18 protein-coding genes are annotated in these 17,055 nt (G+C 64.7%); 10 read left to right on the forward strand and 8 right to left on the reverse strand.

What is annotated here, in order from left to right; genetic code table 11:
* Positions 1-52: 52 nt before the first annotated feature.
* Together purB and radC are read right to left on the reverse strand one after the other, a co-directional pair.
* Positions 53-1,381, reverse strand: a complete 1,329-nt coding sequence (purB, locus tag LDN95_RS05770) for an adenylosuccinate lyase (RefSeq protein WP_226016697.1) — start codon at positions 1,379-1,381, stop codon at positions 53-55.
* A gap of 112 nt (positions 1,382-1,493) precedes the next feature.
* On the reverse strand, positions 1,494-2,246 hold the full coding sequence (radC, locus tag LDN95_RS05775) for a DNA repair protein RadC (RefSeq protein ID WP_226016698.1): 753 nt from the start codon (positions 2,244-2,246) through the stop codon (positions 1,494-1,496).
* Positions 2,247-2,335: 89 nt separating this feature from the next.
* Here radC and LDN95_RS05780 point away from each other — a divergent pair, with 89 nt between their 5' ends.
* The 8 genes from LDN95_RS05780 to LDN95_RS05815 all read left to right on the forward strand — a co-directional run bounded on the left by LDN95_RS05780 (position 2,336) and on the right by LDN95_RS05815 (position 9,089).
* Positions 2,336-5,620 carry a YdbH domain-containing protein gene (locus LDN95_RS05780; protein WP_226016699.1) on the forward strand — a complete coding sequence of 1,095 codons (3,285 nt, stop codon included), beginning with the start codon at positions 2,336-2,338 and terminating at the stop codon, positions 5,618-5,620.
* Between the two features lie 47 nt (positions 5,621-5,667).
* A complete protein-coding gene (locus tag LDN95_RS05785; RefSeq protein ID WP_226016700.1) occupies positions 5,668-5,913 on the forward strand; it encodes a YnbE family lipoprotein in 246 nt (81 codons plus the stop codon).
* The gene (locus LDN95_RS05790) at positions 5,913-6,314 is read left to right on the forward strand and encodes a YdbL family protein (RefSeq protein WP_370631657.1); all 402 of its coding nucleotides are present in this window, start codon (positions 5,913-5,915) and stop codon (positions 6,312-6,314) included. Before LDN95_RS05785 ends, LDN95_RS05790 begins: the two co-directional genes overlap by 1 nt.
* A 215-nt stretch (positions 6,315-6,529) precedes the next feature.
* Complete coding sequence (locus LDN95_RS05795; RefSeq protein WP_226016701.1) at positions 6,530-6,850, forward strand: AtpZ/AtpI family protein; 321 nt, start codon at positions 6,530-6,532, stop codon at positions 6,848-6,850.
* 73 nt (positions 6,851-6,923) lie between these two features.
* Positions 6,924-7,706 (forward strand): F0F1 ATP synthase subunit A, encoded by a 783-nt coding sequence (locus LDN95_RS05800; RefSeq protein ID WP_226016702.1) that lies wholly within the window; start codon positions 6,924-6,926, stop codon positions 7,704-7,706.
* A 48-nt stretch (positions 7,707-7,754) separates the two neighbouring features.
* Positions 7,755-7,982 carry a F0F1 ATP synthase subunit C gene (locus LDN95_RS05805; RefSeq protein ID WP_022677864.1) on the forward strand — a complete coding sequence of 76 codons (228 nt, stop codon included), beginning with the start codon at positions 7,755-7,757 and terminating at the stop codon, positions 7,980-7,982.
* Between the two features lie 68 nt (positions 7,983-8,050).
* Positions 8,051-8,545 (forward strand): ATPase, encoded by a 495-nt coding sequence (locus LDN95_RS05810; protein ID WP_226016703.1) that lies wholly within the window; start codon positions 8,051-8,053, stop codon positions 8,543-8,545.
* Complete coding sequence (locus tag LDN95_RS05815; protein WP_226016704.1) at positions 8,538-9,089, forward strand: hypothetical protein; 552 nt, start codon at positions 8,538-8,540, stop codon at positions 9,087-9,089. Before LDN95_RS05810 ends, LDN95_RS05815 begins: the two co-directional genes overlap by 8 nt.
* 77 nt (positions 9,090-9,166) lie before the next feature.
* On the opposite strand, the gene LDN95_RS05820 is transcribed toward LDN95_RS05815, so the two are convergent.
* The 5 genes from LDN95_RS05820 to rpsA form a co-directional block, all read right to left on the reverse strand.
* Complete coding sequence (locus tag LDN95_RS05820; protein WP_226016705.1) at positions 9,167-9,667, reverse strand: GNAT family N-acetyltransferase; 501 nt, start codon at positions 9,665-9,667, stop codon at positions 9,167-9,169.
* A 14-nt stretch (positions 9,668-9,681) separates the two neighbouring features.
* A complete protein-coding gene (locus LDN95_RS05825) occupies positions 9,682-10,707 on the reverse strand; it encodes a LacI family DNA-binding transcriptional regulator (RefSeq protein WP_226016706.1) in 1,026 nt (341 codons plus the stop codon).
* 79 nt (positions 10,708-10,786) lie between these two features.
* Positions 10,787-11,548 (reverse strand): hydroxyacylglutathione hydrolase, encoded by a 762-nt coding sequence (gene gloB, locus LDN95_RS05830; RefSeq protein WP_226016707.1) that lies wholly within the window; start codon positions 11,546-11,548, stop codon positions 10,787-10,789.
* An 8-nt stretch (positions 11,549-11,556) separates the two neighbouring features.
* Complete coding sequence (locus LDN95_RS05835; RefSeq protein WP_226016708.1) at positions 11,557-11,955, reverse strand: GFA family protein; 399 nt, start codon at positions 11,953-11,955, stop codon at positions 11,557-11,559.
* Positions 11,956-12,074: 119 nt separating this feature from the next.
* Positions 12,075-13,781, reverse strand: coding sequence for a 30S ribosomal protein S1 (gene rpsA / locus LDN95_RS05840; RefSeq protein WP_226016709.1), 1,707 nt, complete (start codon positions 13,779-13,781; stop codon positions 12,075-12,077).
* A gap of 326 nt (positions 13,782-14,107) precedes the next feature.
* Here rpsA and LDN95_RS05845 point away from each other — a divergent pair, with 326 nt between their 5' ends.
* Positions 14,108-14,644: a GNAT family N-acetyltransferase gene (locus tag LDN95_RS05845; protein WP_226016710.1), complete on the forward strand. Its 537-nt coding sequence runs from the start codon at positions 14,108-14,110 to the stop codon at positions 14,642-14,644.
* A 48-nt stretch (positions 14,645-14,692) separates the two neighbouring features.
* Here the strand turns inward: LDN95_RS05845 and LDN95_RS05850 are convergent, their stop codons facing one another.
* Positions 14,693-16,111, reverse strand: a complete 1,419-nt coding sequence (locus tag LDN95_RS05850) for a Mur ligase family protein (protein WP_226016711.1) — start codon at positions 16,109-16,111, stop codon at positions 14,693-14,695.
* Positions 16,112-16,220: 109 nt separating this feature from the next.
* On the opposite strand from LDN95_RS05850, the gene LDN95_RS05855 reads away from it, so the two are divergent.
* Positions 16,221-17,051 (forward strand): LD-carboxypeptidase, encoded by an 831-nt coding sequence (locus LDN95_RS05855; protein ID WP_226016712.1) that lies wholly within the window; start codon positions 16,221-16,223, stop codon positions 17,049-17,051.
* The last annotated feature ends 4 nt before the right edge of the window (positions 17,052-17,055 follow it).

The raw sequence follows: 17,055 nt of genomic DNA on the forward strand, positions 1-17,055 counted from the left end.
ACAACTTCGCAAGTTGACCAGAGGCTGATGCCAGTTGCGACGTGTGCCGGCCTCAGCCAGCAGTTGCATCCGGTCCGAACACCCGGTCGAAAATCGTATCGACCGCCTTGAAGTGATAGCCAAGGTCGAACTTGTCCTCGATCTGTGCCGGGGTAAGCGCGGCGGTGACTTCGGCGTCGGCCTTGAGCAGTTCGAGCAAGCTGAGCTGTCCGTCAGATTGCCACACCTGCATCGCGTTGCGCTGGACCAGCCGATACGCGTCGTCGCGGGTCACCCCGGCCTGCGTCAGCGCCAGCAGCACGCGCTGCGAATGGACCAGCCCGCCCATGCGATCGAGGTTCTTTTGCATGCGCTCGGGATAGATCACCAATTTGTCGACCACGCTGGTCAGCCGGGCGAGCGCGAAGTCGAGCGTGATCGTGGCGTCCGGCCCGATGTAGCGTTCGACCGACGAGTGCGAGATGTCACGCTCGTGCCACAGTGCCACGTTCTCCAGTGCCGGGGTCACGGCCGAGCGTACCACGCGGGCAAGGCCGGTGAGGTTTTCGGTGAGCACCGGATTGCGCTTGTGCGGCATCGCCGACGAGCCCTTCTGCCCCGGCGAGAAGTATTCCTCGGCTTCGAGCACTTCGGTGCGCTGCAGGTGACGCACTTCGGTGGCGAGCCGTTCGATGCTGCTTGCGATCACGCCCAGCGTGGCGAAGAACATCGCGTGACGATCGCGCGGGATCACCTGCGTGGACACCGGTTCGACCGCAAGGCCCAGCTTTTCGGCAACGTATTCCTCGACTTGCGGGTCGATGTTGGCAAAGGTTCCAACCGCGCCCGAGATCGCGCAGGTGGCGATTTCAGCGCGGGCGTTGACCAGTCGGGCGCGGCAGCGGGTGAACTCGGCAAAGGCTTCTGCCAGCTTCTTGCCGAACGTGGTCGGCTCGGCGTGAATGCCGTGGCTGCGACCGATGGTGGGCGTGTACTTGTGTTCGAACGCGCGGCGGCGGATCGCGGCAAGCAAGGCGTCGATGTCATCAAGCAGAATGTCCGACGCGCGCGCCAGTTGCACCGACAACGTCGTGTCCAGCACATCGGAACTGGTCATACCCTGATGCATGAAGCGCGCTTCGGGGCCGACCTGCTGCGCCACCCAATCGAGGAAGGCGATCACGTCGTGCTTGGTCACCGCCTCGATCGCGTCGATCGCGGCGACGTCGATCACCGGCTCGGTTGCCCACCAGTCCCACAGCGCCTTCGCGCCGCTGGGCGGAACCACGCCCAGTTCACCCAGCTTTTCGGTGGCGTGCGCCTCGATCTCGAACCAGATGCGATAGCGCGCCTGCGGTTCCCAGATGGCGGTCATCGCGGGGCGGGCATAACGGGGGACCATGGTTCGACTCCGAGCTTGAAGGGGGCGGCGAATAAAGCGCGCGCGACGCTGTTGCGCTGCCGCTACGGCGCGCGGCGCGACGATGCAAGTGCAGAACCCCGCATCGGCCGGTTCAGATGAGGCCCTTGGCCTTCATCGAGACATGGCCTTCGCGCCCGATGATCACGTGATCATGGACAGAGATGTTGAGCAGGCGCGCCGCCTCGATGATTTTCTGCGTCACCTGGATGTCGGCCCTGCTCGGCTGCGGCGAGCCCGAGGGGTGGTTGTGGACAAGGATCATCGAGGCCGCGCCGATGTCCATCGCCTTGCGGATGATCTCGCGCGTGTAGATCGCCGATTCGTCCAGCGTGCCGTCGCTCAGCACGTCATCGACGATCAGCCGGTTCTGCGTATCGAGGTAAAGCACGCGCACCCGCTCGTGGTTGAGGTGCGCCATGTCGATATGCAGATAGTCGATCAGCGCCTGCCAACTGGACAGCACCGGCTTTTCGCGGACGGCACTGCGCGCAAGCCGCAGCGCGGACACGCCGACGATCTTGAGCGCGGCGGCTGCGGTTTCCTTGATGCCGGGAATGCCCGTCAGCGCGCGCGGATCGGCGTTGAACACGCCAGACAGCGAGCCGAACCGCTTGAGCAGCAGCCGGGCCAGCGGTTTCACATCCTGACGCGGTATCGCCGTCATCAGCAGGTATTCGATGATTTCATGGTCGGCCAGCGCATCGCCATTGCCGACCAGCAGGCGCTGGCGCAAGCGAGCGCGGTGGCCCGAGGGATCGTGTCCCGCTTCCCGAAGCCGATTTTGGTCGGTCTTGCTGCCGTCTGCGGCCAACCGTTCAGGAAAGAGTCGGTTTTGGTTTGTCATTCCTCTAACGCGTGGGGCGCCGTTCGGTCGCTTGGGCGTAATGTATCAGTGCATTGCCTATGGCGGTTCACTGCGCAAGAAGGGGGCAGATGACGGACGCAACCGATTTGGCGGAAAATTCTGACGCGGCCGCTCAAGCGTTTCGCGCTGAGCCCGCCCGTGCCGGTTTTTCGCGCCGACGGCGGGCCGCATTGGCGGCCGGCAGCATCGTGCTGCTGGCGCTGGGCGGAGTCTGGCTTGCGCGCAATACCATCGCCACCCGCGTGATCGACGCTAACCTGGCCGATCTCGATCTACCCGCGACTTATCAGATCGAATCGATCGGTCCGGGGGTGGAGGTGCTGCGCAACGTCGTGATCGGCGATCCGCGCCATCCCGATCTTACCATCGCCCGGCTGGAGCTTCGGCCCGCCTATGGCTTTGCCGGTCCACGCATCGGTCGTTTGCGCATCGATGGCGCCCGCCTGTTCGGCAGCCACCTGGGCGGCAAGCTGAGCTTTGGCACGCTCGACAAAGTGCTCTTCGCTCCCTCGACCGCGCCCTTCCGCCTGCCCGACTGGCAGGTCGAACTGAACGATGCGCGCGGCCTGATCGGCAGCGATCTGGGCCGTCTGGCGTTCAAGGCTGAGGGACAAGGCAATCTGCGCAACGGTTTTGCCGGTCAGCTTGGGCTGCTGGTGCCCGAATCGCGGGTTGGTGGCTGCCGGACGGGGCGTGTCAGCTATTACGGGCAGGTGTCGATCAGCGACGAACGGCCGCGTATTGCCGGGCCGCTGCGGACGGGCGAGCTACGCTGTCCTGCCGCCGGACTGGTGCTGTCGGGCGGGCAGGCCGACCTTGCGCTGCTGGCGGACAAGGATCTGAAAGGGCTGGCGATCGATGCCCGTGGCCAGACCGGTGCGCTATCCGTCGGCGACACCCGGGTCGCCGCACTTACCCTGGCTACCGGGCTCGCCTGGCGCAATGACGCGCTTGGCGGACGGGTTTCGCTGCGGGCGGAGCGGGTCAGCCAGCCGCAAGCGACGCTGGCCGCGCTGTCCCTCGATGGCGGGGTCCACGTGCGTGACGGCTTCTCCAACGTTCAACTCAGGGGCACCGTGGCGGGCGAGGATGTACGCCATGGCGCGGCCATCGCTCGCATGCTGAACAACGCCACGGCTGCTGCATCGGGCACGCTGATCGCTCCGGTTCTGGCGCAGGCGCATGGCGCGCTGACCCGCGAAGAGGTGGGCAGTCGGCTGAGCGGCGAATTCGTCTGGAAAAGCGGCAATGCGGTGGTCGATCGTGGTGTGACCGGCTCGGGCTGGAGTCTCGCCATGCCCGATCTGGTGCTGCGCGCGCGTGGTGGCCAGCGTTTGCTCAGCGCATCGCGCTTGCAAGTGGCCGGCGGAGCAGGCTTGCCGTTGCGGCTGGCCGGTCAGTTTGCAAGCGGCGGGCGCGGATTGCCGCAGGTGTTCGGGCGATTCGATCGCGGCGAGCAAGGTGTCGGCACCGTTTTGCGCGCCCGGCTCGAGCCCTATGGCAGCGACACCGACCGGATCGGCATTCCCGACCTGACGGTCCGCTCAGCAGCTGATGGCAGCGCCACGCTCAGTGGATCAGCGCAGGCTTCGGGTGCGTTTCCCGGCGGGACTGTCGAGCGCCTCAACCTGCCGCTGGAGGCGACGATTTCCCGGCAGGGTGACTGGTCGTTGTGGTCGCGTTGTGTGACGCCTGCCTTCGAGCAACTGACCATGGCGTCGCTGGTCCTCACGCGGCAGGCCTTGACGCTATGTCCGCAAGGCGCGGACGCGGCGATCGTGCGCGGCGGTACCGGTGGCTTGCGCATTGGCGGACGGCTGCCCGCGCTGACCCTGACCGGACGGCTGGGGGAGAGCCCGCTGGCGGTCGCGGGCGGCCCGCTGGCGTTCGGCTATGGCAACGGCGCAGGACGGCTCAACGCGCAAGCGCTTGGGATCACGATCGGCAGCGGCGAAAACCTGAACCGGCTCCATCTCGACACATTCGACGCGCAGGCAGGCAAAGATGTAAGCGGCCAGTTTACCGGTGCCGACGCGCGCTTCGCCGCAGTGCCTGCCGACGTCGCCAAGGGCACGGGGCGCTGGCGTCTGGCCGATGGCCGTCTGACAGTGAGCGATGCCGTGTTCGACCTGACCGACCGTCAGAAGGTCGCCCGGTTCGAACCGCTCCACGCCAAGGACGCGACCCTGACGCTTGCCGACAACCGCATCGATGCCGATGCCCGGCTGTTCGCGCCAAAAACCGGTGGCGAGGTGGTTCATGCCACGATCCACCACGATGCCATCACCAAGGCGGGCCATGCCGACATTGCCGTCGACGGCCTGAAGTTCGAGGATCGCAAGGACAACGCGGGGTTGCAACCGGCCGATCTCAGCAAGCTGGCGCTCGGTGTGGTCGCCAATGCCAACGGTACGGTCACCGGCAAGGGGCGGATCGACTGGAAGGGCGACAAGCTGACCAGCAGCGGCCGTTTTGCCACCACGGGACTGGATCTTGCCGCAGCGTTCGGCCCGGTCAAGGGGTTGTCGGGCGCACTCGACTTCACCGACCTGATCGGGCTGGTGACCGCGCCGCATCAGGTCGTGCGGGTCGCTTCGGTCAATCCGGGGATCGAGGTTAACGACGGGACGGTCGATCTGCAACTGCTGCCCGATCAGGTGGTCGTGCTCAACGATGCACGCTGGCCGTTCCTTGGCGGGCGGCTTTCGCTCAAACCTGCGGTGCTGCATCTTGCGCAAACCGAAGTGCGCCGTTTCACGCTGGTCATCGACAAACTGGATGCCGCAAGGTTCCTTGAACGCATGGACCTGTCGAACCTGTCGGCAACCGGGGTGTTCGATGGTCAGTTGCCGCTCGAATTCGATGGCGACAAGGGGCGCATCGTCGGTGGCAATCTGGTGTCGCGCGCGCCGGGCGGAACCGTCGCCTATGTCGGTGCGCTGACTTACAAGGACTTGTCGCCGATGGCCAACTACGCCTTCGCGGCGCTCAAATCGATGGACTATCGCACCATGATCATCACCATGCAGGGCGATCTGGCGGGCGAGATCGTGACCAACGTCAAGTTCAGCGGGATAAAGCAGGGTAGCGCCGCCAGCAAGAACTTCCTGACGCGGCAAGTGGCAAACTTGCCGATCCAGTTCAACGTCAACATCCGTGCGCCGTTCCTGCAACTGATCACGTCGCTCAAATCGATGTACGATCCGGCCTCGGTGCGTGATCCGCGGACTCTTGGACTGATCAGCCCGCGCGGCAAACCAGTGCCAAATCAAGCTGCGACAGCGCAGCAAGCCTCAACATTACCGCCGGGCAAGTCCGGCATTCAGCCATCAGTCATCGGGAGCAGGCCATGAAACCCACACGATTGACCCGGGCCATCAAGCCTGCAAACAATGCCGCCATGGGCAGTTCCGACATGGGCATTGGTGCAAAGGGTTCGAGGCGATCGGCGCGAGGTGCCATCTGGGCAACGGCGCGTCTGGTATTGCCGTTGGTGGGAGGCGCGATGCTGTCGGGCTGCATTTCGGTGAAGGCACCGGACAAGCCGATCGTCATCGAGTTGAACATCAACATCAAGCAGGAAGTGATCTATCGTCTGGCCGGTGATGCTGCCCAGACGATCGACAAGAACGCGGAGATTTTCTGATGATGTCGCGCCGTTTCCGCAATGTGGCCACTGCACTGGCGCTTGGTGCCATGGCGCTGGGCCCGCTGATGACCTCTGCCGCGCTGGCGCAAGCTCGCGACCCGGCTTATGCCGCCGCGCGCTCGGCGGGGCAGGTGGGTGAAAAGATCGACGGATATCTGGGCTTCGTCACGCCGCCTGCACCAGCGCTGCGTGCCGTTATCGATGACGTCAACATCAAGCGCAAGGCCGTCTATGCCGACAAGGCCAAGGCCAACAACGCGACGGTTGAGGAATATGCGCTCACTTCCGGGTGCGTCCTGATCGCCCAGACGCGGCCGGGAGAGAAGTATCAGGCACCCGATGGCACCTGGCAAACGCGCGGTGCCGGAGCGCCCTTGCGCGATGCGCGCTGCCCCTGAACCGCGGTTCGGCGCGGCATTTCTCCGCGCATACGAATCGCCAACGCAATTCCGCCCCTTGCGGCCTGCTCGCCGGGGGCGGATTGGTTTGGCGTCCATGGTACTTTGCTAGCGGTTGACTCGATTGTGACCCCCGCCTAAGGGGTCGGCGCCCACGGTGGACGGCCGCTGGTCGTGCGACGCTTTTCGGGTCGGGTAACTGACAGGGGAAGAGCATGGTTGACGAACCGTCCGACTTGGCACCCCTCGGTGAGGATGCGCGCATCCAGACGCTCGACGAACGGCTAAAAGCCGTGCGAGAGCGCGAAGACAAGCGCATCAAGGCCAAGGAGCCGGATAGCTCGGATGCGGACTACCGCCTGGGCAATCGGGTTCTGGCCGAATTGCTGGGTGGTATGGTGGGCGGGGCCTTCATCGGCTGGGTGATAGACCAGTTGGCGGGAACCAGGCCGTTGGGTTTGTTGGTGATGTTGTTCGCGGGCGTATTCGTCGCCTTTCGCAACATCATCAGGATTTCGAGCAGGCGACCCGAATAGGGACGTCGTGATTGGGTCGGGCTGCTTGCCGTCAAGGTAATGGGTCCGGGGTTGAAAGCACGGGGACAAGCGCGTGGCCGCAGGCAAGGTCGATCCGGTACATCAGTTCACGATCGAGCCGCTGTTCGGGACCGATCATTGGTCGCTGGCAGGGTACAACATCGCTTTCACCAATTCGGCGCTGTGGATGGCGATCACCACCATCGTGCTGGTGGTTTTCATCGGCGGTGGTGCAAAGCAATCGCTCGTTCCGGGCCGCTGGCAGGTCGCGGTCGAAAGCCTTGCTGGCTTTGTCGACAACCTGCTGCAGTCGAACATCGGCGATGCGGGTCGTAAGTACCTGCCTTACATCTTCTCGCTGTTCACCTTCATCCTGTTTTCCAATTTGCTGGGGCTGCTGCCGCTGGCACTGGTCGGGGTTCACCCGTTCACCGCCACCAGTCACTTCACCGTGACCGGCGTGCTGGCGGTGATGAGCTTTGCGATCGTGCTGGTCGTCGGCTTCTGGAAGCACGGACTGCACTTCTTCTCGCTGTTCGTGCCGCACGGCACCCCGGTGCTGATGATCCCGATCATTTTTCCGATCGAGCTGATCTCGTTCCTGGTGCGCCCGTTCAGCCTTGGTCTGCGTCTGTTCGTCGCCATGATGGCCGGGCACGTGCTGCTCGAAGTGTTGTCGGGCTTCGTCATCTCGGGCACCAACGCTGGTGCACTGACTTTCGCGATTGCCGCCGTTCCCAGCTTCCTGCTGATGATCGGCATCTGCGCGCTGGAATTGCTGGTTGCCGGCATTCAGGCCTACGTTTTCGCCTTGTTGACCTGCGTCTATCTGAACGACGCGGAAAACCTTCACTAAACACTTGCAACTGTTCCACTAGGGACCTGAAAGAGGGAGTTTTTTACCATGGACGCACAGAGCGCAAAGCTTCTCGGCGCTGGTCTGGCCGCTATCGGTGCCGGTCTTGCCTCGCTGGGCGTTGGCAACGTCTTCGCCAAGTTCCTGGAAGGCGCGCTGCGCAATCCGGGTGCGGCTGACGGCCAGCAGGGTCGTCTGTTCATCGGCTTCGCGGCTGCTGAACTTCTCGGCCTGCTGTCGTTCGTCGTGGCGATGATCCTGATCTTCGTTGCCTGAACGATTTCGCGAACAGTTGATGGAACGGCCGGGGTTCGCCCCGGCCGGTTGATGCGCGGAACAACGCGATGCCCCAGATAGCCCAGCTTGCCACCACGTATGCCAGCCAGATCTTCTGGTTGCTGGTGTGCTTCGGTGTCGTTTTCTTCGTCGTGGGCCGCGGCCTGCTGCCGAAGGTGACCGGCACCATCGACCTGCGCGACCGGCAGATTGCCGCCGACCTTGCCGCCGCTGAGGCTGCTCGTTCTGCCGCTGATGCCGAGGAAGAAGCGTGGCGGGCCAATGCCAATCGCCAGCGCGCTGCCGCGCAGGACGCTATCGCCAAGGCCAAGGTCGAAGCAGCGGCGCATACCGCTGCACGTCTGGCCGAAGCTTCGGATCGGATCGAACAGACCCTGGCAGCGGCCGATGCCCGTATCGGCAATGCCCGCGCTGCGGCTCTGACCGAAATCGAAGCGGTTGCGGTCGACGCCGTGCAGGATATCGCAGCCCGCGTGGCCGGCCTTTCGGTCAGTCCCGATCAGGCTGGTGAAGCGGTGAAGGGAGTTCTTGCCCATGGCTGACACCACGCAGACCACGGCTGTGGTCGAACAGCCTCACGGTGCAGAGCATGAAATCGAACCCGCAGCGCTGGGGCTGACCCCCGGCATGTGGGTTGCCGCTTCGATGCTCGTGTTCCTGCTGGTACTGGTCTGGAAAAAGGTTCCGGCGGCGCTTGCAGGCGGTCTCGACAAGCAGATTGTCGCGATCCGCAAGCACCTTGATGAAGCCAAGACACTGCGTGCCGAGGCTGAAAAGCTTCGTGCCGAGTACGCAGCGCGCATTGCCAACGCCGAGAAGGACGCGGCTGCCATGCTCGCGCACGCTCGTACCGAGGCGGATGCGATCGTCGCCAAGGCTTCTGCCGATGCACAGGACGTGATCGTCCGCCGCGAGCGGATGGCGCAGGACAAGATCGCGGCGACCGAGCGCGCCACGATCGATGAACTGCGCGCCAAGGCCGGTGCGATTGCCACCGCTGCAGCGTCGCAGTTGATTGCCAGCAACCTTGGGGCAGACGCGGATCGCGCGCTCGTCGACAGCACGATTGCGGGCTTGGCCCACTGATCGCTGCAGATCGTTGATCGCCTTACAAAAAAGCCCCGCTGGCAACGGCGGGGCTTTTTTGTGGCAGAGGCTACTGCCTACAGGAAGCGGTGCATCACCAGTGCATCGACGGCGCCATCCGTCGGGTGGATGAAGGCGCCGGGCAAGCGGCCGACGATGGCAAAGCCCAGATCCTCCCACAGCCGCACCGCACGAACATTGCTGGCGATCACGAAATTATACTGCATGGCGGTGAAGCCTTGGCTGCGCGCGATGACGAACGAATGCTCCGCCATGGTTCGTGCGACGCCGCGCCCGGTTGTATGCGGGGCCACCACGTAGCCGCAGTTGCTGACATGCCTGCCGCCACCGGCCTGATTTGCCTTGAGGAAATAAGTGCCGATGATCGTGCCGTCGGCGTCCTGCGCCACGAATGTCGTCTCGTCGGTGCCCAGCCAATAGGCCAGCGCCGCATCGCGGGACATGTCGCGGTCGAGTGCAAAGGTCTCGCCCGCCCGGATCATCGGTTCAAGGAGGCGCCAGATTTCCTCGGCGTCCGCCGCAACCGCCAGACGCACTGTCGGGGAAGTATCAGCCATTGGCAGGATTCCTTTCAGGGACGGGTCGATCCGCGCACCACAAGGCGGACAGGAGCCCGCCGGGGCGAGGGCGCTTCGCCACCGATCTGGGCGATCAGGCGATCGACCAGCAGCGATCCGGCCACTTCAAAGTCCGATTCAACCGTGGTGAGCGGCGGCGTGGACCATGCTCCGGCGCGCACGCCGTCAAACCCGACGACACCGACATCGTCGGGCACGCGATAGCCGCGCGCGGTCAGCTCCTTGAGCGCGCCGAGTGCAATCTCGTCGCTGACCCCGAACACGGCGTCGAACGGCCGTCCGCTTTCGATCAGGGCAATCGCGGCAAGGCGGCCCTGTTCCTCACGCGGGAGGCCGCGCTCGATCCGCTGCAGGTAGGGTTCCAGCCCGGCGTCGTGCATCGCGGATGCATAGCCGTCGAACCGCTCCTTGAATTGGCGCTGGGGCGAGGTTTCCGAGCCGAGGCAAACGACCTCGCGATAGCCTCGGACGAGCATATGGCGCGTCGCCAGCGCAGCGCCAGCGTGGTTGTCGCTGCGCACCCATGGGAAGTTGTCGTTCGGGGCGCCCCAGCAGACCCAGTTGGTGCCTTCGGGCAAACCGCCGAAGTACTCCCACGCGTCGGTATTCTCGCTTGTGCCGATCACGATCATGCCATCGGCCTTGCGCCGTTCCTGATAGTGGCCCCAGAAGTTGGTGGTGCTGTCCTGGAACGAGACGAGCGCCTCATATCCACGCGCCGATGCGGCGGCACAGGTGCTGCCCAGCAGCGCGAAATAGAAGGGGTTGAGATCCTTGCGGTCTTGGCCAGCGCGGCAGATCATCACCAGCGCGATCGTGCCGGTACGGCCACGCCGCAGCCGGGCGGCGTTTTCATCGACCTGATAGTTGAGCCGCTTGGCCGCTTCGACCACACGTTTGCGCGTGGGCTCGCTGATCGAGGTGTCCCCGGCCAGTGCGCGGCTGACGGTCGACTGGCTTACGCCGGCGGCCTCGGCGACATCGAATGACGTTACCCGGGAAATTCGCTTGTCCGCCATTGCCCTGCTTAAGCCTCCCCGGTCGCACCCCTTGGCGCGATAGCCTTACCGGGCGCGAAACCATGCCCGGTCGGTATCCCTAGAACGTGTCCTTTGCCGCGCGCAAGGCAGCAAACGTGGCAATTGCATCGCCGCCACCCCATGCTGCCTGTAAAACGGCGTCATCGGCCCGCAGGAAGGGGTTTGCGGCAAGTTCGGCAGCCAAGGTCGTTGGCACCGTAGCAAGGCCCTGTGCGCGCTTTGAGGAGACCTGAGAGGCATAAGCGGCCAGTGCGGCGTTCTGGGGGTCGGCATGGAGCGCAAAGCGTGCGTTCGAGGCGGTGTATTCGTGCGCGCTGTACAAAGCCGTGGCAGGGGGCAGGGCCTTCAGCCGCAACAGGCTTTGCCAGAACTGCTCGGGCGTGCCTTCGAACATGCGCCCGCAACCCAGCGGAAACAGCGCATCGCCGACAAAGGCGATTTCGGCTGCGGGAAGGTAATAGGCGACATGGCCCAGCGTGTGGCCGCCAACGTCGATCACTTGTCCGTCAAAATCGCCGATAGAGACGGTATCGCCCTGTTCGACCGTGCGATCGATCCCGGAAATGCGCGCGGCATCGCGTTCGGGCGCGGTGATCAGGCAGCCGGATTGCTCCTTGATCGCCTCGTTCCCGCCAGCGTGATCGGGGTGCCAGTGGGTGTTCCAGATCTGCGTGATCCGCCAGCCCTTGGCCGCCGCCGCCGCAAGGTAGGCCTGCGCATCGGGCGTGTCGATCGCCACCGTCTCGCCGCTGGCTGGATCGTGGACCAGATAGCCGTAGTTGTCGGACAGGCAGGGAAACTGGTGGATTTCGAGCGTCATGATGATCCTCAGGAACGGCCTTTGGGGAAGTGCGGGATCGGGCCGGGAATGGCAACCCATTCGTGCATGGTATCCTCCCAGACCGACCGGGCAGGCGCAGGGTGGGTCGGATCGGCAAAGGCGCCGACCGCGATGCCGATCACGTCGGGCTTGAGATCGGCGTCGAACCACAACGTGGTGCCACATGTTGCGCAGAAATGCCCGGTGAAGGTCCGTCCGCTATCGGCAGTGCGGGTGTATGCCACCGATTGCCCGGCAATCGTGACATCGGCGGTGGCGTAGTAGGCGATCAGGCCAAAGGGAGCGCCTGTGCGCCGCTGGCATGCCTGGCAATGACAGGCGACGATCTGGTCCGTGGCGACCTGAACTTCGGCCGAAAGCTGGCCGCATTGGCATTGTGCGCGCATCCTGTCCTCCGCGCGTAGCGTTCTAGCTGAACACGCGGCCAAAGCAAAAGCCCGCCCGGATCGCTCCGGACGGGCTTGTGTTGCTTTGGGTGCGGCCCCTTGACGAGGCCGCGTGACCCTTACGAGCGTGCCTTGAGGGCAGCACCGAGGATGTCGCCCAGCGAAGCGCCGGCATCCGAAGAACCGTACTGCTCCACGGCTTCCTTCTCTTCGGCCAACTGACGGGCCTTGATCGAGAAGTTGGGCTTCTTCGAACGGTCGAAACCGATGACCAGAGCGTCGATCTTCTGACCGACCTGGAAGCGGTCGGGGCGCTGTTCGTCGCGGTCGCGACCCAGATCCGAACGCTTGATGAAGCCGGTTGCGCCGTCTTCACCGGCCTGCACTTCGAGGCCGCCATCGCGGACTTCGAGGACGGTGACGGTGGTGACTTCACCACGACGCAGGCTGGTGCCACCCGATGCAGCAACGCCGCCGGCCGCCGGAGCGCCCTTTTCAAGCTGCTTCATGCCCAGGCTGATGCGTTCCTTGTCGATATCGACATCGAGAACCACGGCCGAAACCTGCTCGCCCTTGCGGTGCAGAGCCAGCGCGTCTTCGCCCGAAATGCCCCACGCGATGTCGGACATGTGGACCATGCCGTCGACTTCGCCGTCCAGGCCGATGAACAGACCGAATTCGGTCGCGTTCTTGACTTCGCCCTCGACGATGGTGCCGACCGGGTGCTTTTCGGCGAAAGCTTCCCACGGGTTCTGCTGCGCCTGCTTGAGGCCCAGCGAGATGCGGCGCTTGTCGCTGTCGACTTCGAGCACCAGCACGTCGACTTCCTGGCTGGTCGAAACGATCTTGCCGGGGTGGACGTTCTTCTTGGTCCAGCTCATTTCCGAAACGTGGACGAGGCCTTCGATGCCAGCTTCCAGTTCGACGAACGCGCCGTATTCGGTGATGTTGGTCACGGTGCCGCGCAGCTTGGCGCCGACCGGGTACTTGGCGGCCACGCCATCCCACGGATCGCTTTCTAGCTGCTTCATGCCCAGCGAGATACGCTGCGTGTCCTGGTTGATGCGGATGATCTGCACCTTGACCGTGTCACCGATGGCGATGACTTCGCTCGGGTGGTTGACGCGCTTGTAGCTCATGTCGGTGACATGGAGCAGGCCGTCGATGCCGCCGAGGTCGACGAACGCACCGTAGTCGGTGATGTTCTTGACCACGCCGTCGATGATCTGGCCTTCCTTGAGGTTCTGGATCAGGCCCGAGCGCTGTTCAGCGCGGGTTTCTTCCAGCACCGCACGGCGCGAGACGACGATGTTGCCACGACGGCGGTCCATCTTGAGGATCTGGAAGGGCTGCGGCACGTCCATCAGCGGGGTGACATCGCGCACCGGGCGGATATCGACCTGGCTGCCGGGCAGGAAGGCCACGGCGCCGTCGAGATCGACGGTGAAGCCACCCTTCACGCGGCCGAAGATCACGCCTTCAACGCGCTTGCCTTCGCCGAATTCGTTTTCAAGCTTGTCCCAAGCGGCTTCGCGGCGGGCGCGGTCGCGGCTGAGCATGGCTTCGCCATCGGCGTTTTCGACGCGGTCGACAAAGACTTCGACTTCGTCGCCGACCGAGAGGCCATGCGGCTGGCCGGGCGAGGCGAACTCGCGCAGCGGCACGCGGCCTTCGCTCTTGAGGCCCACGTCGATGACGGCCTTGTCGTTTTCGATGGCGGTGATGGTGCCCTTGACGACGCGGCCTTCAAAGCCACCATTGGAGGCTCCACCAAGCGATTCGTCGAGCAGCGCGGCAAAATCGTCGCGCGTCGGATTTGACGGCATTAGGAGAATTCCTGTCTTTGCTGTTTCCGGCCAGGCGGTTGTTTCCGCCGGTCTTTTCTCCGTTTGCTGCACCATGCAGGCAAACGGGCCAAAAGGGCCGAACTACCCGGAAGGCCGTATGCCCGGCCGGGTGCGCGCGACCGATCCATCCCTTGCGGGGGAACCGACTGCGAACGAGCGGGCCCTTATGCCGGAACAGCGCAAAACGCAAGCGCAAGCGTATGTTTTGCAAGGTCGGGGTTGCGCTGGATCAAGGTTCGAGGCGGCGCGTTACGTAGGAGGGGGCCGCGATGATCCCGCGCCACACGCTTGAACGGAGATCCCCGATGACCACCCTCACTCTTGCGGAGCTTGCCCCGATGACCCAGTTGACCACCCGCGACGGCACCAACCTGACGGTGCGCGCCGCCTACGCCGAAGACGCAGATGCGCTTGCCGCGTTCTTCGATCAGGTGACGGCCGAGGATCGGCGGTTCCGCTTCCTGACCGCAATCAACCATCTGGGGCGCGATCAGCTTGCGCCCCTGACCCATGTCGATCACTGGCGGACAGAGAGCTTCATCGCGTTCGATGCGGCAACCGGCGAGCTGGTGGCCTCGGCGATGCTCGCCTGCGACGCCAAGATGGACACCGGCGAGGTCGCCATTTCCATTCGCGGTGATTATCGCGGCAAGGGCGTGGCCTGGACCCTGCTCGACATGCTGGCCGGCGAAGGTGAACGGCGCGGCCTGCGGCGCGTGATCTCGATCGAGGATCGCGACAACCACGCGGCCATCGATCTGGAGCGCGAACAGGGCTTTGCCGCGCGCGGTGTCGAGGATGACCCGCACCTGGTGCTGCTGGAAAAGGTCTTTGCGGCCTGAAACCGGGGTTCGGCGTGCGGGGACAGACCTCGCGCGCCGGGCACACTTTCAGGGCAAAGCGGCCAGCAAGTCGTTGGCAAAGGCTGACAGCGTGTCATCGCGCGCGCCCATGATGACGACGCGGTCGCCGGGGCGAGCGAGCGCAAGGATGCGGTCACCGCAGGCCTTTCGTTCCGCAATGTGCTCGGCCTTCCCGCCGTGCTGTTCGATCAGCGCCACGATGCGTTCCGACCCGACAGAGCGATCGACCGTACCGCCGAAGTAGACCGGATCGCACAGGATCGTCAGGTCGTCCCGGTCCAGTCGGGTGGCCAGAACCTCGGCCAGTTCCGCCCCCATCTGCCGCAGTGGGCCATAGCCGTGCGGCTGGAAGAAGGCGATGACCCGCCCGGGATGTGCCTTGAGCGTGGCCAGCGTGGCGGCGACCTTTTCGGGATTGTGGCCGAAATCGTCGATCACCGTCACGCCCGATGGGCTGGTGCCGACGATGTCGAAACGCCGGGCAAGGCCGACAAACCCGCCCAGCGCGGCAACGCCTTCGGCCAGCGAAACTCCAGCAGCCTCCGCTGCGGCCAAGGCGGCCAGCGCGTTGGACAAGTTGTGGCGCCCCGGCACTTGCAGCGACAGCGGATGCTGCGCGCCGGTCCGGCGGTCGAGCACGGTGGCTGTCAGAGCGGTCGGACTTTCAACGATCGAGCCGGTGACGACCGAAACCTGCGCCGCTTCGCTCAACCCGAACGTTGTTGCCACAGCGGCGCGGGGCAGCAGGGCAAGGCTCTCGGCATCGTCGGCGTTGAGCACGGAGCGCGGAGCACGGGCGAGGAAATCGCCAAACAATTCGCGCAGTTCGGCCATGCTCTTGTGATCGAGGCTGACGTTGTTGAGCACCGCGACCGCTGGAGTGTAGAGCGCGATCGAGCCGTCGCTTTCATCGACTTCGGCAACGAAAGCATCGCCTTGTCCAACCCGCGCGGAGGCGAATGGCGCATCGGGCGCGACGAAATTCTTCATCACCGCGCCGTTCATGATCGTGGGATCGCGACCGGCGTGGGTCAGGATCCAGCCGATCATGCCGGTCACGGTCGATTTGCCACTGGTGCCGCCGACCGCCACGCCCAGCGCGGCTGCATTGAACAGGCGCGAGAGCAGTTCCGCCCGGCTCATCCGCGCGCAGCCCAGCGCCTTGGCGCGGACGACTTCGGGAACGGTATCCTCGATTGCCGCTGATGCGATCAGTACCTGATCCGCCGAGGTCACGCCGCTGCCGTCCTGAGCGAACAGGTCGAAACCCTGTGCCTCAAGCCACGCGAACTTTTCCGGCGTGCGGCCCTGATCGCGGCTGCGGTCGGACCCGGCGACCCGTGCCCCTTGTCCGCGCAGGATCAGCGCGAGCGGCAACATGCCCGATCCGCCGATGCCGCAGAAGAACCAGGGATGGGTGAGCAGGTTGTCCGCTTGCGTCGTCATGATCACAGCGCACTACACATTCTGCCCGACCAGTCCAGTTGGGTCGGCAGGCCTTGCCGCGATTCCGGGGCCACCTTGCGCGCTGCGGGCAAGGCGCTATGCCGAGGGCATGCGTGTTGCGATTTGCGCCCCGTCGACCCCGTTCACCCGCGACGACGCCGCGCGCGTGCGTGCCCTTGCGCAAGCCGAGTTCCCGGCGATCGACCTGCAGTTCCACGATCAGTGCTTTGCCGTGCAGGGCCACTTTGCCGGGTCGGACGAGGCGCGCCTTGCCGCGTTTCTCGACTGTGCCAACGATCCGGCAAGCGAGGCGGTGTGGTTCGTGCGCGGCGGCTATGGCGCGGTGCGGATTGCCGGGCAGGCGGTGGCGGGGCTTGACGAAGCGGCGCACGGCAAGGCCTATCTCGGCTACTCTGATGCCGGGACGATGCTGGCGGCGCTGGCTGCTGCGGGCATTGGGCAGCCGGTCCATGCGCCGATGCCCGCCGATATCCGCCGCGCCGGGGGCGAGGCTGCCGTGCGGCGTTCGCTGGCTTGGCTGAGCGGGGATCGCAGCGGCGAGGAGGCGGCTCTTGATGGCGGACCCGTCGTCGCCTTCAACCTGATGACGCTGGCGATGCTGGTGGGAACGCCATTGATGCCCGATCTGCGCGGCTGCGTCCTGTTGATCGAGGAAGTGTCCGAGTACCTTTATGCGGTCGACCGGCTGCTGTTCCACGTAACAACGGCGCTGCGCGATGCGGGTCTTGCGGGCCTGCGGCTGGGCAGAATCGGCGATGTTCCCGAAAACGACCGTCCGTTCGGTGCCGAACCGCTTGAAATGGCGCAGTTCTGGTGCGCGCGCGCGGGTATCCCGTTCCTTGGCATCGCCGATATCGGCCACGATGCGGCCAACAAGATCGTGCCGTTCGCACTTGCCCAGCGCGCGGCAGGCCAATAGGGCG

Source organism: Novosphingobium sp. FKTRR1 (genome assembly GCF_020404405.1).
GTDB lineage: Bacteria > Pseudomonadota > Alphaproteobacteria > Sphingomonadales > Sphingomonadaceae > Novosphingobium.

What these genes read in the sequence shown, in the direction of transcription:
- LDN95_RS05850 (WP_226016711.1), bottom strand. Translation starts at nt 16,111, where the DNA reads ATGACGACGCAAGCGGACAACCTGCTCACCCATCCCTGGTTCTTCTGC.
- gloB (WP_226016707.1), bottom strand. Translation starts at nt 11,548, where the DNA reads ATGACGCTCGAAATCCACCAGTTTCCCTGCCTGTCCGACAACTACGGC.
- LDN95_RS05845 (WP_226016710.1), top strand. Translation starts at nt 14,108, where the DNA reads ATGACCACCCTCACTCTTGCGGAGCTTGCCCCGATGACCCAGTTGACC.
- LDN95_RS05805 (WP_022677864.1), top strand. Translation starts at nt 7,755, where the DNA reads ATGGACGCACAGAGCGCAAAGCTTCTCGGCGCTGGTCTGGCCGCTATC.
- LDN95_RS05810 (WP_226016703.1), top strand. Translation starts at nt 8,051, where the DNA reads ATGCCCCAGATAGCCCAGCTTGCCACCACGTATGCCAGCCAGATCTTC.
- LDN95_RS05835 (WP_226016708.1), bottom strand. Translation starts at nt 11,955, where the DNA reads ATGCGCGCACAATGCCAATGCGGCCAGCTTTCGGCCGAAGTTCAGGTC.
- LDN95_RS05780 (WP_226016699.1), top strand. Translation starts at nt 2,336, where the DNA reads ATGACGGACGCAACCGATTTGGCGGAAAATTCTGACGCGGCCGCTCAA.
- LDN95_RS05820 (WP_226016705.1), bottom strand. Translation starts at nt 9,667, where the DNA reads ATGGCTGATACTTCCCCGACAGTGCGTCTGGCGGTTGCGGCGGACGCC.
- LDN95_RS05855 (WP_226016712.1), top strand. Translation starts at nt 16,221, where the DNA reads ATGCGTGTTGCGATTTGCGCCCCGTCGACCCCGTTCACCCGCGACGAC.
- LDN95_RS05795 (WP_226016701.1), top strand. Translation starts at nt 6,530, where the DNA reads ATGGTTGACGAACCGTCCGACTTGGCACCCCTCGGTGAGGATGCGCGC.
- LDN95_RS05785 (WP_226016700.1), top strand. Translation starts at nt 5,668, where the DNA reads ATGGGCAGTTCCGACATGGGCATTGGTGCAAAGGGTTCGAGGCGATCG.
- rpsA (WP_226016709.1), bottom strand. Translation starts at nt 13,781, where the DNA reads ATGCCGTCAAATCCGACGCGCGACGATTTTGCCGCGCTGCTCGACGAA.
- LDN95_RS05825 (WP_226016706.1), bottom strand. Translation starts at nt 10,707, where the DNA reads ATGGCGGACAAGCGAATTTCCCGGGTAACGTCATTCGATGTCGCCGAG.
- LDN95_RS05790 (WP_370631657.1), top strand. Translation starts at nt 5,913, where the DNA reads ATGATGTCGCGCCGTTTCCGCAATGTGGCCACTGCACTGGCGCTTGGT.
- LDN95_RS05815 (WP_226016704.1), top strand. Translation starts at nt 8,538, where the DNA reads ATGGCTGACACCACGCAGACCACGGCTGTGGTCGAACAGCCTCACGGT.
- purB (WP_226016697.1), bottom strand. Translation starts at nt 1,381, where the DNA reads ATGGTCCCCCGTTATGCCCGCCCCGCGATGACCGCCATCTGGGAACCG.
- radC (WP_226016698.1), bottom strand. Translation starts at nt 2,246, where the DNA reads ATGACAAACCAAAACCGACTCTTTCCTGAACGGTTGGCCGCAGACGGC.